This is a genomic window from Sphingorhabdus sp. (assembly GCF_050921905.1).
GTDB lineage: Bacteria > Pseudomonadota > Alphaproteobacteria > Sphingomonadales > Sphingomonadaceae > Sphingorhabdus_B.
Map to the genome: position 1 here is coordinate 2,173,930 of NZ_CP050888.1, position 15,723 is coordinate 2,189,652.

The 15,723-nt window shown below is 55.6% G+C and carries 16 protein-coding genes; 5 read left to right on the forward strand and 11 right to left on the reverse strand.

Going from position 1 to position 15,723, the window contains the following annotated elements; genetic code table 11:
• Positions 1-6: 6 nt before the first annotated feature.
• A complete protein-coding gene (locus HEQ18_RS10600; protein WP_432814687.1) occupies positions 7-1,443 on the forward strand; it encodes a Fic family protein in 1,437 nt (478 codons plus the stop codon).
• A gap of 577 nt (positions 1,444-2,020) precedes the next feature.
• Here HEQ18_RS10600 and HEQ18_RS10605 read toward each other — a convergent pair.
• The 5 genes from HEQ18_RS10605 to HEQ18_RS10625 all read right to left on the reverse strand — a co-directional run bounded on the left by HEQ18_RS10605 (position 2,021) and on the right by HEQ18_RS10625 (position 4,913).
• A complete protein-coding gene (locus HEQ18_RS10605) occupies positions 2,021-2,509 on the reverse strand; it encodes a mobile mystery protein B (RefSeq protein ID WP_432814688.1) in 489 nt (162 codons plus the stop codon).
• 98 nt (positions 2,510-2,607) lie between these two features.
• Positions 2,608-3,072 (reverse strand): mobile mystery protein A, encoded by a 465-nt coding sequence (locus HEQ18_RS10610; protein ID WP_432814689.1) that lies wholly within the window; start codon positions 3,070-3,072, stop codon positions 2,608-2,610.
• Between the two features lie 126 nt (positions 3,073-3,198).
• Positions 3,199-3,360, reverse strand: a complete 162-nt coding sequence (locus HEQ18_RS10615; RefSeq protein ID WP_432815998.1) for a helix-turn-helix domain-containing protein — start codon at positions 3,358-3,360, stop codon at positions 3,199-3,201.
• A 225-nt stretch (positions 3,361-3,585) separates the two neighbouring features.
• Entirely contained in the window at positions 3,586-3,903 is a 318-nt protein-coding gene (locus HEQ18_RS10620) for a 2Fe-2S iron-sulfur cluster-binding protein (protein ID WP_432814690.1), read from the reverse strand.
• Positions 3,904-4,025: 122 nt separating this feature from the next.
• A complete protein-coding gene (locus HEQ18_RS10625; RefSeq protein ID WP_432814691.1) occupies positions 4,026-4,913 on the reverse strand; it encodes a fumarylacetoacetate hydrolase family protein in 888 nt (295 codons plus the stop codon).
• A gap of 124 nt (positions 4,914-5,037) precedes the next feature.
• Between HEQ18_RS10625 and HEQ18_RS10630 the strand changes: the two genes are divergently transcribed.
• Both HEQ18_RS10630 and HEQ18_RS10635 read left to right on the forward strand, forming a co-directional pair.
• On the forward strand, positions 5,038-5,841 hold the full coding sequence (locus HEQ18_RS10630; RefSeq protein WP_432814692.1) for an acetoacetate decarboxylase family protein: 804 nt from the start codon (positions 5,038-5,040) through the stop codon (positions 5,839-5,841).
• Positions 5,838-6,170 carry a DOPA 4,5-dioxygenase family protein gene (locus tag HEQ18_RS10635; protein ID WP_432814693.1) on the forward strand — a complete coding sequence of 111 codons (333 nt, stop codon included), beginning with the start codon at positions 5,838-5,840 and terminating at the stop codon, positions 6,168-6,170. The genes HEQ18_RS10630 and HEQ18_RS10635 overlap by 4 nt, the downstream gene beginning before the upstream one ends.
• Before the next feature lie 8 nt (positions 6,171-6,178).
• Here the strand turns inward: HEQ18_RS10635 and HEQ18_RS10640 are convergent, their stop codons facing one another.
• From HEQ18_RS10640 to HEQ18_RS10655, 4 genes are read right to left on the reverse strand one after another with little or no spacing between them, the layout of a single operon-like run.
• Positions 6,179-7,411 (reverse strand): NAD(P)/FAD-dependent oxidoreductase, encoded by a 1,233-nt coding sequence (locus HEQ18_RS10640; RefSeq protein ID WP_432814694.1) that lies wholly within the window; start codon positions 7,409-7,411, stop codon positions 6,179-6,181.
• Between the two features lie 5 nt (positions 7,412-7,416).
• Complete coding sequence (locus tag HEQ18_RS10645; protein ID WP_432814695.1) at positions 7,417-8,874, reverse strand: aldehyde dehydrogenase; 1,458 nt, start codon at positions 8,872-8,874, stop codon at positions 7,417-7,419.
• A gap of 11 nt (positions 8,875-8,885) precedes the next feature.
• The gene (locus HEQ18_RS10650) at positions 8,886-10,223 is read right to left on the reverse strand and encodes a glutamine synthetase (RefSeq protein WP_432814696.1); all 1,338 of its coding nucleotides are present in this window, start codon (positions 10,221-10,223) and stop codon (positions 8,886-8,888) included.
• A gap of 8 nt (positions 10,224-10,231) precedes the next feature.
• Positions 10,232-11,500, reverse strand: a complete 1,269-nt coding sequence (locus tag HEQ18_RS10655; RefSeq protein ID WP_432814697.1) for a cytochrome P450 — start codon at positions 11,498-11,500, stop codon at positions 10,232-10,234.
• 107 nt (positions 11,501-11,607) lie between these two features.
• Between HEQ18_RS10655 and HEQ18_RS10660 the strand changes: the two genes are divergently transcribed.
• On the forward strand, positions 11,608-12,465 hold the full coding sequence (locus tag HEQ18_RS10660) for a catechol 1,2-dioxygenase (protein WP_432814698.1): 858 nt from the start codon (positions 11,608-11,610) through the stop codon (positions 12,463-12,465).
• A gap of 52 nt (positions 12,466-12,517) precedes the next feature.
• Here the strand turns inward: HEQ18_RS10660 and HEQ18_RS10665 are convergent, their stop codons facing one another.
• Both HEQ18_RS10665 and qhpR read right to left on the reverse strand, forming a co-directional pair.
• Positions 12,518-13,351 (reverse strand): type 1 glutamine amidotransferase, encoded by an 834-nt coding sequence (locus tag HEQ18_RS10665; RefSeq protein ID WP_432814699.1) that lies wholly within the window; start codon positions 13,349-13,351, stop codon positions 12,518-12,520.
• 8 nt (positions 13,352-13,359) lie between these two features.
• Entirely contained in the window at positions 13,360-14,364 is a 1,005-nt protein-coding gene (qhpR, locus tag HEQ18_RS10670) for an AraC-like transcriptional regulator QhpR (RefSeq protein WP_432814700.1), read from the reverse strand.
• Between the two features lie 209 nt (positions 14,365-14,573).
• On the opposite strand from qhpR, the gene HEQ18_RS10675 reads away from it, so the two are divergent.
• Positions 14,574-15,722: an MFS transporter gene (locus HEQ18_RS10675; RefSeq protein WP_432814701.1), complete on the forward strand. Its 1,149-nt coding sequence runs from the start codon at positions 14,574-14,576 to the stop codon at positions 15,720-15,722.
• The last annotated feature ends 1 nt before the right edge of the window (position 15,723 follow it).

Consider the following 15,723-nt stretch of genomic DNA (forward strand, 5'->3'; position numbering starts at 1 on the left):
CGCGATATGAGCCGTACTGATCGCGAACGTCTGGTTCGCAATGGGTTTTTGCGCGAAGTCCTGCAAGGCTGGTATATCGCAACGCGCCCCAATGAAACCGTGGGCGAAAGCACCGCGTGGTATGCGTCGTTCTGGGGATTCTGCGCTGAATATCTAAACGAACGTTTCGATACGGCATGGTGTCTCTCAGCTGATCAATCGCTCTTGCTTCATGCAGGCAATTGGACCGTTCCGCGCCAACTGCTTGTGCGCGTGCCCGCTGGCCGCAACAACCCAACGCCATTGCTCCACGGCACGGCACTGCTCGGAACGCGACAAACGCTGCCGCCCGCAGCCGATCAAACGGTTCTTGATGGCCTGACGGTCTACACCGTTGAAGCCGCTTTGATCGCTGCCGCACCCGGCTTCTTCATCAACAATCCCAATGAAGCGCGCGCGCTTCTAGCTGTGCAGCGTGATGCAACGGGTTTGCTTTCACGTCTGCTTGCGGGCAATCACACTGCAATCGCTGGACGTCTAGCAGGTGCATTCCGCAATATCGGCGCGACACGCATTGCCGATGATATTCTCGCAACGATGCGCGCCGCCGGACACGATGTGCGCGAGAATGATCCCTTCGATCATCGCCTTGAAGGTTACGTGTTCTCCCGCGAACCATCGCCTTATGTTCATCGCATCAAATTGATGTGGGAGCGGATGCGCCGCGATATCATTGGCATATTCCCCGCCCCATCAACAAAACCGAATGACATTGATGCCTATCTGAAGGCGGTCGACGATATATATGTGACCGATGCTTATCACTCGCTTTCCATTGAAGGCTATCGCGTCACACGCGAACTGATCGAGCGTGTGCGCGATGGAAACTGGAATCCGGACGCGAACGACGCTGACCGAAACCACCGCGATGCGATGGCGGCGCGTGGATATTTTCAGTGCTTTGGCGAAGTGAAAAAGAGCGTTGCTCGTGTTCTCAAAAATGAGAATGCGGGAGATGTCGCCGATGCCGATCATGGCATTTGGTATCGAGCGCTCTTTGCGCCAAGCGTGGAGGCTGGTATCATCGGTGCGGCGCAACTCGCCGGATATCGAAGCGGCCAGGTCTATATACGCGGCTCGCAACATCGGCCGCTCAATGTCGATGCGGTGCGCGACACGATGCCCGCCTTCTTCGATCTGTTGCGCGATGAACCTGATCCCGCTGTCCGCATCGTGCTGGGGCATTTCATCTTCGTCTATATCCATCCCTATATGGACGGGAACGGACGCACAGGCCGATTCTTGATGAATGTGATGATGGCTGCGGGCGGTTATCCGTGGACGGTTATCCCGGTCGATCAACGCGACCGGTACATGGCCTCCTTGGAGGCCGCGAGCGTCGATCAGAATATTGTCCCGTTCACCGAATTCCTTGCCGACCAAATCCGCAAGCCGACGACATAGATTTGCGCCATCGTTGCGCGAGTCAGACAATCGTCCCCGACATTCCTCCAATTCTACACCGCCCACATGATCCGCTGATTGATCGAACCTATCCGCACTCGGTTGAACATGATGCAAGGCGGGATGGTGATCCCTAGCCTTCTCCACATTTGTTGCGACCACAGGTGATGCACCTTCATTCGGTGCGCGGTGTTGCGTCCTCCAACGCGGCCCAAGGTGGGTGGCGCAAACGAAATGGAGGATGTCATGAAAATCAATCTCAACCGCAACGATCTTGCGACCAAATCCACCTCAGGGCTCGCGGCCTTTCCCTCGGCTTCATGGGGAGACTCGTGACCTGACATTAGAGGCGAGGATCAAAGGCTGAGCGCAGCGAACACGCGCGCGGAGCTGCACAAACGAAGTGCGGAAGCGAGCGGCCTTGATCCGAGACGCGGCTGGTCAAAAACCCATGAATGAATGCCGGTGGGAATGTCCGCTATTCGGTAGCAATTTTAGGAGAACATGATCTGACGCATAAAACTGCGCACGCCAAATCAAACTCATCAATCCGGTGACGCGCACGCACGCATCTGCATTAGCTCCGCGCAAAGGCAATCAAGGCGTCGAAGTCATGCGCATCTGCTGCGCGCAATGCCGCGACATAGGCTTGGCGTGTTTCATTCGGATCAACGAGATTGGCACTGCCCCACGAAAAGCGGGGCTGACCTAATTGCTGGGCGAACAAGTCGCCGACCATGCGCGAGAAACGCCCATTGCCATTGGGGAATGGATGGATCGCAACCAAGCGATGCGAGAAGCGAACGGCGATTTCATCGGGTGAATATGTTTCGTTCGCGACCCAGAATTTTGCATCATCGATGGCTCGCGCAACATCCATCGGAATGTGCCACGCCTCGACGCCGATATTGCGCGGCGTTTTGCGATAATCGCCCGCCCACTTCCACACTTGGCCGAACATGCGCGTTTGCAGATTGCGCAGAAACTTTTCATCCAGCACGTCGCGCTTGCGCGATGCGAGCCATTTCGCTGCATCGGCAATGTTGATCTGCTCGGCTTCATTCAACTCGCGGCGAAGCGTGATGTAGGATGGAATGAGCTACTCACGCTCCTCGGCTTCGAGAGGCGTGTTCGCTTCATCATCTTCATCAAAAAGAGGATCGCTCATTCTTCATCCCACACGCGGCGAAGTGAACCAGCGAGCATATCGGCGACAAGTCGCTCACGCTCGGCGGCAAGATCACGCTTATCCATCGCCTGATTTTCAAGGCGCATGGTGTGATGATGACGCGCGAGTTCAACGTCGGCCTTCTTTGCCGCCTGCTCGCGCAGAATCTCGTCGAGCGAAGTGCGCGGCACGATGGCATAGACGAGCACGCAATCCATCGCCTCCGCCGCCTGGCGCAGAGATTTGAGCGTCGTGGCACCGCTTAACTCAGCTTTCTCAAGCATGTTTACGCGTGGGCGCGTGACGCCCATACGGGTCGCCAAGCGTTGCGGCGTCATGCCGAGTGCCTCGCGGATCGCGCGCACCCAACCATAGGGCGGCGCAAGCATTACCTCCCGCACGATCTGACTGAATCGGCGGTCAAGGTTCTTGCGGGCAAGTCGGGTTTGGTCAGGGCTCATGTCTCTATCCTTGATTAGATAGTGACATATTTATGTTTCAGTGTCAATCATGATGTGAAACATACAGATTTCATAAATAGGGCCAATGTGCCGCATATATGTATCAGGCAATGCCCATTGATCCGATCAAGGAGTCAAAACTCGCACAAAATACGAGAAATCTGACACGACCTGTGCATCCGATACTGTTCTTGGTCGGCCCGCACGATATTCGTCAGTCAATCCCTCTATGCCACCCTGAACGAACCGGCGGCGCCATTTGCCAACTGTGTGCTCGTGGACATCCAGGCGTGCGGCGACTTGCTTGCTCTGGAGCCCCTACGCACACAGCAGCACCATCCGGCAGCGATCCGAAAGCGAACGCGGTGCTTTGTGGCGCCGGACCTGCGCTTCGAGAAAAGTCCGGTCCGTGTCGCTCAATACAACCAAATCCGCTTGTCTACCGACCATCATGAATGCTCCTGATTGTTCCACAAGAGCATATACAATCATATCTACTTTAGTTCCAGATGACTAGTCTTCGTCAGCAATTTTGACCTTGAGGCCATCCAGCTCCACACTCAACTTTATCTGACACGAAAGGCGCGAATTGGGTGTTCGGTGGTCCGAGCTATCGAGCAGATCATCCTCATCATTCGTCATCGCCGGTAACTTTTCACTATAGTCCGACGCGACAATCACATGACAAGTGGCACATGAGCAGCATCCGCCACAAAGAGCCAACAGCTCATCGAAGCCATTGTCGCGGATGACTTCCATCAGGCTTACACCTGCGTTGCCCGACACCTCGCGGACCGCGCCATCGCGTCCTTCAACTGAAATGCGAATCATGTGTTTTCCTTGCAAAAAAGATTCAGTTTTTGTCGTCCTAAGCCAACTTGATGGTCTGATGCAGGTAATAGCCAGTCTTCAGGAAGATCGCGCAAGAACGCGCCACTTCGTTGCTGGCACACTCACTCATCATCGAGCTTCGATTTATAGAAGGCAGAACCCTGGCCGCCTGCGGCCCGCTTGCCGCGGAACTCCCAGTCACCTCCCATGGCAGTCGAGATCACTTCTTCGGATTCGGTCGGCTGTGCGCCGCAATCATCGCGAATTGGCGCGGGGCCGCAAACGATGCGGTTGGTCAATTTTCCAAGGCCTTCCACTTCGACTTCGACAATATCGCCGGGTTGCACTGGGCGGCTATTGGCAGGGGTGCCGGACAGCAACACATCGCCCGGCTCCAGCGTGATGGTACGCGCAATGTCGGCTACGAGATAATGCATATCCCATTCCATATTGGCGGTGGTGTCACTCTGCTTGAGTTCGCCATTAACATAAGTGCGGATCCACTTGTCGCGGAAATCCCAGCCTGTCACCAAACCTGGGCCGATCGGGCAAAGCGTGTCAGAGCCCTTCACCCGGAGCATCGAACCGGAATCGGTATCGCGGAAATCATGGAGCCCGTAATCATTCGCAACCGAATAGCCCAATATATAGTCGCTCGCTTCCGACGGGGCGATATTGCGGCAGGTTTTGCCAATCACGATCGCAATCTCGCCTTCATAATTCAGCCATTTGCAACGTTCAGGGCGAACAATGTCGCCCTTATGTGTGTTGAGCGCGCTGATCGGCTTGTGGAAATAGGTTGGCGCTGCTGGAAGCTTGGTGATGAACTCATCGACGCGGCTGTGATAGTTCAAGTGGACACAGACGATCTTGGTCGGATTGCAGGGTGGCAGATGCACCGCCTCGTCCAAGCCAATGCTGCGTCCATCTCGGGTCACGAGCCGGTCGCCGTCACGCGTGGTGAGGATGGGATAACCATCGAGAAGTATGCGGCGATATTCGACAGTCATGGCTTGCTCCTAATAGAATTTTGTCGAACCTATATCAGCGGTTCATCGCGGGATTGGCCAAGTTGGCCAAGTTGGAATCAGGCAGCTCGGCTAGATCGGCTGCAATTCAAATTGAGGAGTCACCATGTCCGCGCTCAAGGGCCTTTTCTACCCGCGTACCCCGACCGGCAAGGCGTCGATCGTTCCGCCAGTTCCATGGCATTATTCCGGCGAGCTTATCACGCTGGAGTACCGCACTGATCCTAAGAAGATAGCCGCCCTGCTTCCCGAAGGGTTTGAACCCGCCGACGAAGATCCCGGTGCGGTCGCCGCGATCTGGGCAGACTGGCAGAGCGTGAGCGAGGAGCCTGGGCACATCCTCGACCCTGTCCGCGTGCAATATAAGGAAATGTTCTTCGTTGTCCGCTGCAAGTTTCAGGGCGTCACCTATTCGCGCTGCATCTATATCTGGGTGGATAAGGAATTCGCGGTGCTACGCGGGCAGCATCAAGGCTACCCCAAGAAGCTTGGTTCGATTCATATGAGCCGCCGAGTTGTCGTTGGAAAGGCCGGCCCAAGGCTGGAACCCGGCGGCACTTTCGGCGTCACGCTCGCTGCATTCGACAGGCGTCTGGCCGAAGGGTCCTTCACCATAACAGAGGCATGCGAGAAGCCAGGCTTCGTCAACGGCCACCCCATGGCGCACAATAGGTGGATGCCCGCCATCGAAACCGACGGCACCGACAGCCTTAATGAAGTCGTGACGATGAGCAGCTTTGATGTTGATTTCGGTAGATGCTTCAAAGGGAATTTTGACCTTTCGCTATTCGATTCACCGGTGGAGGAATTGCTCGATATCGCACCGCAGGAAAAAATCGCGGGCTACTGGCACGAGGTCGGTGTATCTTGGAAGGCCGGAACGACATTATGGCGCAATAACTTGGCGTGACACCGAACGACTGGCACGCACATGTCTACTTCGACGCTGAGCAGCTCAATGAGGCTCGCGTGCTATGCGAGGCTATGGCCCAGACCTTTCGGGTGACGATGGGCCGCCTTCATTCTGTGCCGATCGGTCCCCATCCGCGCGGCAGCTGCCAGTTGACCATTCCGCATTCGATGATCGGCGATGGATTGTGGTGGCTCTGTCAGCACCGGGGACGATTGACGGTTTTCGTCCATGCGAACACTGGCAACGACTATCGCGACCATATTGCGCACATTATCTGGCTTGGGGAGAGCGAGGTGCTGAATCTCGACGCATTCGAAAGAACCTAGGCCGAATTTTAACCCGCCAGCGATTTGAGTGGCAATTCAATATTACCAAGATCGCCCAGCGACGGCTTGATATCCGCGAGTATCAGTGTCTTTCCTTGGACATAATCCTTGGTAGCGTTCACACAGTCGAGCGCTATCACGCGGCCCTTTCTAACGTAAACGACCGAAAAACTACGCTGGCCAGGATCACCACGGACCACAAACTCGTCATAACCGATCGAGAGCCCGACTGTTTGGAGACGAAGATCGTACTGGTTCGACCAGAACCATGGCAGCGCAGAATAGGATTCTGGAACCCCGCAAATCGCTTTGGCTGCCGTGATGGCCATGTCATTTGCGTTCTGTACCGATTCAAGGCGGATTTCGGTTTCGTCAGCAAAATGATTGTAATGCAGCGCGCAATCTCCGATCGCGAAAATATCGGGAAGACTTGTTCGGCAATGCGTATCCACCGCAACGCCGTTATTGCCCTTAGCGCCTGCCAAGAGCAATGGCTGGACAGCTGGGATTATCCCCACGCCTACAATCACCAGATCGGCAGCAATCACTTCGTCATCCGCCAAACGGACTCCGGTTACTCTAGACTCGCCTTCGATCGCCGCTGTACTGGCATTGACTCGGATATCGACGCCGTTGGCGCGGTGTTCTGCTTCAAAAAATTTGGACAGCGGCGGTGCTGCGACGCGCCCGAGCACTCTGTCCATAGCTTCCAGAACGACGACTTTCTTTCCCAATTTAGCGAGCACTGCTGCCGCCTCTAGGCCGATGAAGCCACCCCCAATGATCACTATATGTTGAGCGGTCTCCGCTGCAGCGCGCAAAATGTCTGCGTCCTGCCGCGTGCGCACTGTCTGCACACCAAGCAGGTTGATTCCGGTGATTGGAAGCAAACGCGCTTCGCCGCCTGTCGCCCAGATCAGCTTGTGATAGCCAAAAGCGTCACCTGCCTCGGCTATAACCCGGTGGTTAGCCGGATCGACCGTCATCACGTTGGTGTTTGTTATCAGGGTAATCTTACGCTCTTCCCAGAATTGCGGTGGACGAATTCTGATCCGTTCGAATGATTTTTCACCTGCGAAATATTCTTTCGATAACGGCGGGCGTTCATAAGGCAGGTCTGGCTCATTGCCGACAATTCCTATGCTCCCGGAAAACCCGAGTTGCCGCAGCGAAATCGCGGCTTGCGCGCCGCCATGGCCGGCCCCAACGATCAAAACATCGAAATTGCTTTCATGGGGCATGACACTCAAACCACGCTGTCTTCCAGGATTTGCAGTGTTTTAAGATCGGAATGGAAGTCCAAGGCGTAATCGCCCCCTTCGCGGCCAAGGCCAGATATACCGACACCGCCAAAAGGTGCTGTCAAGTCCCGTACCAAGAATGTGTTGACCCACACAGTGCCTCCGCGAACCGCTCGACCAACGCGTTCCGCCCGCTCGGCACTGCCGGTGTATATGACAGCTGAAAGGCCATATGCAGTCGAATTGGCCAGCGCAACGCCTTCGGTCTCGTCACTGAAAGTCTGAAACGTCAGGACCGGTCCAAAGATTTCATTTTGCACTACCTCACTCTCGTTTGAACGAGGGATAATCAGCGTCGGCTCGATAAAATTGCTGCCGCCAATCCGGTTTCCACCGCGTTCGATGATATCTCCGGCCGCACGTGCGCGATCGATAAATCCCATGACGCGTTCGGCATGAGCCGGATGGATCAGGGCGGACATTGTCGTTGTCGGATCGCGGCTGTCACCGAGCACATGGGCGTCGGTATAGGCATGGAACTTTTCGAGGAATATGTCGCGGATGCTGTCCTCAACAATGATCCGAGTCCCGGCCATGCAGACTTGGCCGCTGTCGTCATACTGACCTGCTGCCTTCTTCGCCGCAGCGTCGATGTCTGCATCGGCAAAGACCAGCAGTGGTGATTTGCCCCCAAGCTCTGCGGTGAATGGCACAATATTCTCGGCCGCGGCCTTGCCGATCACCCGCGCGGTCGGGATTGAACCCGTAAAGCTTATCCGCTTCACGCGAGGATCGTTCACAAGTGCATTGCCGATTTCACTGCCCAGCCCCTGCACTATGTTGAAAACGCCAGGCGGGAACCCTGCTTGCTCGATCAGGTCGCCGAGCAATGAGGCCGAGAGCGGCGACCATTCGGCAGGCTTGAGTATGACCGTGTTCCCCGCCGCCAGCGCTGGCGCGCATTTCCATGTCGACAGCATGAACGGCGCATTCCAGGGCGTGATAATGACCGCAGGGCCGGCCGGAATGCGGATCACCCGGTTCGCCGTACCCTTGGAAGACCACATTCGCTCCACATGTTCGCTCGCGATATCGGCATAGTTTCGAAAGTTCAGCGCGCCGCGCGCAATGACGCGCAGCCTCAGGCTTTCATGCAGCATGGCCATATCCATGCATTCGACGATCGCCAACTGTTCCTGATTGGCTTCGATGAGATCCGAAAGCCGGTGCAGATATTTACCGCGCTCGGCGGAAGTCATGTTGGCCCAGACTGGAAACGCGTTTGTCGCCGCCGTCACAGCCAACGCAGCGGTTTCGGCATCTCCACGCGAAACATCCGCCAGCTTGTTGGTCCAGTCGAATGGGCAGCGCGTCTCAAATGTGCTGGGCGATGACACTCGCTTGCCATTGATAAAATGGTCCGGCGAGACGCTGACACCTTCGATCATAAAGCGATTGCGCATGGTCTTGAGCCTCAGATAAAGTGGAGATAATATGCGATTTGCTCGTCGACCGACTTACCTTCGAGGATATTTATCTCCTCCCGCTTGATCGCGATGAAATTGTCGATCATCGTCGCTCCGACCGCCGCTTTGAGCGCAAGATCGGCATCAAGCGCTTCCAGTGCGTCGCCCAAACTGTGCGGGGTGTGTCGATCCGTATTTATCGTCTCAAGACCGTCATTGGTTTCGGGTGGCGGTAAAGCATAACCCTTGCTGACCCCCAGAAGAGCCGCCTGAAGAGCTGCGGCAACCGCAAAATATGGGCTAGAAGCACAGTCCGCCATGCGATGTTCGATCCGAGCTGCCTTGCCGCTTTCAGCCGACACCCGAACCGTCACGGCGCGGTGATCGAAACCCCAATTGGCCCAATAGCCTGACAGGCTAGCCGGTTGCAGGCGGGCGTAGCTGTTGGTGAGCGGCGCCATGATTGCGGCCAAAGCCTGATGATGTTCGAGCAGGCCGGCGATGCAGCCTGTCATGATGTCACCAGGCTTGCCGTCGGCAGCATCATTGGCAAAGATATTGTTGCCGTTGGCGTCGTTAAAACTGATATTGAAATGCAATCCGCTACCCGCTTTATCGGCAAAGGGCTTGGGCAAGAACGACAGCAGATAGCCGCGCTTGTAAAGTATCTCACGCGCCATCTGACGAAAAAGGAACGCATCGTCGACAGCCTTCAAGGCATCGGCAAACCGCAAAGTGAGTTCAAACTGCGGCGCATCATATTCCGCGTTCATCGATTCAATCGGCAGGTTGCATTCATCTGCGCAAACCCAGATGTCTTCGATCAGCCCTGCCGGGTCGCTGAACGGCCCAGTACCATAGACAAAGGCACCTGGCGTATCATATGGCACCCATCCACCATCGGGTCCGCGCTGGAAGATATAAGCTTCCATCTCGATTCCAACCATCGGTTCAAGCCCGATCGCGCGCCAACCTTCAATAGCCCGCTTGAGAGCTGACCGCCCGCACAGCGCAAAAGGTTCGCCCTTGAACCTCAGGTCGGCCAGCACGATCTGCGTGTCATTCTCCCAGGATGGGCGCAGATCGACTGGATCGAACACGGCTTCCATATCGGGCAAGCCATCAAGCAATCCGCCGCCAGGAGCCGCCACCAGCACCTTGTCATAGGTCACGGCGAAATTGCCGACACACATCCGGGCATGGCCCTTTTCGCTCTCACTAACGGGCACATATTTGCCACGCGCAAGATTGAGCTGATCGCCGAACAGGATGCGGACGCGCTCGCGCGCACCAAGGCGCTTACGCATCCCGTCTGTGTCGGTGTCGGCGGCAGTAAGCTTGTTCATGTCACCCCTCAAAGTTGCTCCACGCGAACTGGCAAGTGCTTAATCCCGTGAATGAAATTGGACCGCAGATAGTTGTGATCCCTGGTCTGTTCGATCGATGCAACCCGGCGGGCCAGTTCTTGCATCACGATCTTCACCTCCAACTTGGCGAGCCACATCCCAAGGCAGATGTGCGGGCCGCCTTGGCCGAATGACAAAAACGGGTTGCGCGGCCGAGTCAAATCAATGCTGTAAGGTTCGGCAATTGCGGTTTCGTCCCTATTGCCAGAAAGAAACCAAAGCAGAACTTTGTCGCCCGCTTTGACCCGCTTGCCGTGATAGTCGAAATCTCGTGTCGCCGTCCGACGAAAATGCGTGGTCGGTGCTGCCCATCGGATCATCTCATCGGTTGCTTCGTCCCAATGGGCAAATGTGTCGGATTGGATTTGCTTCAGCAATTGCGGGTTATTCGCCAGCGAATGCACTGTCGCAGCTAGGCTATAGCGTGTTGTGTCATTTCCTGCTGCAACCAGCAGGCAAAAAAAGTTGCGGAACTCATCGCGCGACATACGCGTGCCATGACTTGTTTCTTCGCGCACCAGATTGAGAACGCCAATCTGCTCGCCGGCATCCATGCGATCAAGAAGATCGTTGGCATAGTCAAACAGCTCCACCGCCGCAGGCGAGCGGAATGGCAGCAATCGATAGGCTTCAGTATCAACTTGATCGATGACGAAATCCGTATAATCGGGGTCGGAATTGGAGATCAGGGCGTCACCTTTGTCAACGAGCCAGGCCGCATCGGAGTCCGGCACGCCCATGATCTGCGCCAGCATTTGCATCGGCAATTGCCGCGCTATGACGTCAACCGCATCAAACTCACCCATATCCAAAGCGGTGTCGAGCAGATTGTTGACGATTTGACGAATCTGACCTTCAAAACCTGCGACCGTCGAGCGCGAAAAAGCCTTTGCGACCAAGGCTCGAAACGCTCGATGCATGGGTGCGTCGGTTTCCTGAAATGTCTTGCGGGCTTCATATTCTTCTTCAGACTGGTCTTCCATGCGGATACCAGACGCGGAAGAAAGCAGGTCTGGCTGCCGGTTGAGATCGAGAAGATCGGCATGGCGCACAACGTTCCAGCAGCCCGTGTCGCCATTTGACATTTCCATCCAAGACAGCGGATCTTCCCGTCTTAGTCTTTCAAAGGTCAAAAACGGTGCTCCGTCGTTGAAAGCATCCTGCGAAGACAGGTCAACATGGGGGTCAGTGGACCGCGAGAAGGGATATTTTGTCATGTTTGCAACCTATGCATCGATTCCGGGCGTGACTTGGCCAAAACGGACAAGCTTAATGCCTGTGTAAGTCGTTATGCTCGTTGTCATCAGATTGCTGGAGATAGACCATGGGTAAAATTGTAGGCGCTGCATTGCTAGCGCACGCTCCGACCATTATGCTGCCCGAAAAAGTGCGGTATGAGTTGAATGAGGGCAAGGAAATCAGCCTGGTTCCAGGGTTGCGTCGGTTCAAGAATGAAGTGATGGACGTTCTCAAGCCCGATACCGTCATTCTCTTCGACAGCCACTGGTTCACAACCGTCGAATTCTGCGTCACGGCACATGACCGCCGCACCGGTAAGTACACATCCGACGAATTACCCAGAGGCATGTCCCAGGTACCCTATGACTTAAAAGGCAACCCCGACCTTGCCCACAAGATCGCTGAACATGCAACGGCCTGCGGGGCCCGCACGAGCGCAATCGACGATCCCTACCTTCCGATCCACTACCCCACTGTCAATATCGCGCATTACCTCCATGGCGGCGAAGAATGGATAACGGTGGGTTGTGCGCAAACCGGCGAGACTCCTGATTTCCTTGCCGTGGGTGAAGGGGTTGGGAAAGCCATCGCCGAGTCTGATCGCCGGGTGCTACTGATCGCGAGCGGATCAATGAGCCATCGTTTTTGGCCGTTGTCGCAGCTTCACTTACACGAAGCATCTGACCCGATCCACATCAGTCGTCCGGCGGCACGCGAAGCGGATTATGAACGGCTTGAGTGGTTCTATAAAGGCGACCACGCATCGGTCATCGATACCATGCCCGAATTCCTAAAGCATGTACCGGAGGCGCGTTTCGGACATTATCTGATGATGGCGGGTGCATGCGGAGGACGCAACTGGGACTGGACGGGTGTTCGCTATTCCGATTATGAGAATGCAACCGGCACCAGTCAGGTCCATGTCTATTTTGCGCGGCCATGATTTAGAACGAAATGGGCCCCGTAGCTTGATGTTGCGTCTGTGCTTAGGCGCGCTAGATGATGAATGTCTCAATCCAGTTGATGATTTCAAGCCGGCGGCGGCGATCGTCGGTGATGTCCTCATCGATGCCGATCTGCCATGCCAGACCCTGATCTTGGGGACTGGCAGCGAGACGAGACAAGAGCTCGACATGGCCATCCAAGAGAGGCTGGTCCGCGAAGAATCCTTGAGCAACCATGTCGTCGGCATAAAGAGTGTAGAGCTGAACGAGCTGTTGAAGGTCGAACTCGGGATGGTATTGCACTGCCCATACATTTGACTGGCCGACCGGGACGATCGCGGCCTGCACCAGACTATGGTCATTTGACGCCAGCAGCGTCGCACCCTCCGGCAATTCGATGACTTCGTCATAATGAATGCAGAGTGCATCGAAAACACGGGGCTTGCCGCGAAACATCGGATGGATGACACCAGTATCGTTGAGCAGAATCTTCCGAGCAAAACCAACTTCCCTGCCCTTTGGATTATACTCAACGAGGCCTCCAGCCGCCATCACGGCGATTTGCAGGCCCCAGCAACTGCCGAACATCGGCAGGCCGACTGCTCCTGCCTGCTTTACCATCTCGATCTGGTTGGTGACCGAAAAGTCTTGATCATAAGCGTGCAAGGATGATCCAGTGATGACCAATCCATCATAATCGGTCAATGATCGATCACCGGGTATTAAGCAGTCCTCATCCGCAGCGTTAACGACGTCGAGCACAAGCTCCGGGTAATGTGCGCGAATTGCTAGGGCGTAGATTTCGGACGAGGAGCGGACGCCCAGTTGGGCCCCCAGCTTTCTCTTGGAAGCGGTGTTTCCTTCCATCAGCAAAAGACTTGGCATAAAATCTCTCAGTGTCTGGTGCGATTCAATTCGGAACGGAACTCCTGCGGTGGAATTCCTGCCCAACGGCTAAAGGCGCGTGTGAATGTCGAATGCTCGGCATAGCCCAAGCGGAGCGCGATATCGGCAATTGAAGCGTCAGGACGAGACTGAAATTCAAGCACTGCCTGTCGCATCCGGCAATCAGCAAGCAGTTTCTGAAATGATATGGTCTCATCGGCCAGCCGCCGCCGCATGGTGCGGCTCGACATGCCTATTTCGCCGGCCAGATGGTCCTGATGTATATCGCCCTCTGATAGCCGAGCGAAGATGATCCCGGCAAGCCTTTCCCGCGCTGGCCGCTGACGGCGCCGTTCGGCAAGCTGCGAAGAAAGCCGCTTCAGATCGCAATGATGGGCGAATTCAGGCATTCCCATATCCAGCATCGCTGCCGGGATTCTGATGCTGTTCGCCTCGCATTCGAAATAGAGCTGACCCTGCCCCACGGAAAGGCCTGTATCCCGCTTTTGGCACTCAAACCCCAGCTCCAAGAACGGCAATGCTTCCGGAACCGCCAGTTTGATGATCTTGGAGACAATGCCAAGACTAAACAGTGCATCCTGATGCCGAGGCCAAATCGAAGGATCGAGAATGCGGTAAGAAATCGTCACCGTTTCCGCCGTGGTCTCTAGGGCGAGGAGCGAGGCGTCTTGCAGCAACTCGAAATTATCGGTGAACCGACGAAGGGCGCCACCCAATGTGCGCGCGCTTAGAATTGCTTCACCCACCTTGCCCAATCCTGCAAGATCATAATTTTCGCCGATCAACCAGCTGGCATTGGCGCAGTCGGCATGATCGCCGACAAATTCCGCAATTCTGGTAAAGCTGGTGAGCGGGATTGTGTCGCGCGAGCAAAGCGAAATCTGGGAATCGACGTCAGTGCACAGTAAAGCTTTTGGCACATCAACGCCCAAGCCCTTGATGTGCTCGGTCCAACCACTCAAAGCCGTGGTAAGCACCTCAGCTGTGCTCATAGTCCTCTCCCCAGATGCCTATGCCGAATCGTTGTGCCGCCCGGTTCTTCTGAGCGTACGTGCAACACTTGTGAAAATATTTACTTATTGCATCAAAAAATTGATACAAAGGTTCAAAAATGGCGTGTGGATTGTCCTTTCCTGCCAAGCGGCCAAGTCTCATTGCGTCTATCGCGGGGATGGGGGGAACGATATCCATCATGACAAAGATGTCGGACGCGAACAGCAAGGCTGCAATCCTGAGCGCAATCTCTCTAGGAACACTGGGCGTACTTTCGTTCATCGTGCAGCCCGCGCTGGTGCAGGGCTTCGTCACCCATTTGGGGATGAGCGAGCCCGAAGCAGTCAATCTCGCGGGGGTTGAGATGCTCGGTGTCGCAATTTCCACAGTATTGCTCGCACTTCCCCGTGCCCCGTTCAATTGGCGCAGCGCGCTAGCACTTGGTCTTGTTTTGGCAATCCTAGGCAACATCGCGTCCGCCATGCTTGCCGAGTCGCCGCAACTCTGGATCGCGCGCCTCATGGCGGGATTGGGGCATGGCGCGATCATCTCGCTCAGCTTCACCTTTGTCGGTCTCACCGCACGGGTTGATCGCAATATTGCATTGTACCTGGTGGCCTTGCTTTCATATGGCGCTGTCGGGCTGTGGGTCATGCCGGGGTTACTCGATCAGATCGGCGTCGCCGGGCTGTTTGCGATCTTTGCGTTCCTGCTAACAGCAGGGTTTGCTGCGCTGCGTCATGTTCCAGCTTCGAATTCCGCAAGGATCGTGCCCAGTCCAACCGCGCGGCAGTTAGGGTTAGGGTTCCTCGTAGTTGGTCTAATGGGCGTCTTGGCCTACAACATTGCTCAAGGTATTGCATGGGCAATTCTATTTCTGGTGGGGATTAGAGCCGGCCACAGCGAACCCGACGTCACACAAGCGCTCTTCGTGTCCCAGATCTTCGCCGTAATCGGAGCGCTTGGGTCAGTTTTCTTCGCAGAACGACTTGGCCGTTGGCTACCTATTGCCGTTGGGGTTCTCTTAGGTGCAGCCTGCATTGCGTTGATGATGGGGAAGCCCGGCTTGACGGTTTTTCTGATTGCGGTGTGCGGCTTCAATCTCCTCTGGAACTTTGCTCTCCCCATCATACTTGGTGCAGTCAGCGATTTCGATGAACAGGGCCGGATGATGGGCCCCGCCATAGCGATGCAAATGATCGGCCTTGGCGGCGGACCGTTGCTCGCTGCGCAGTTGATCGGGGGAGGTAGCTATCATTCCGCCGAGGTTGTCTGCATTGTGTTCTTTCTGACGAGCTATGTGCTGCTGACGATTCCAATGCTTCGCCACCGCAAACTCCAAACGGGCTGTAAATGAC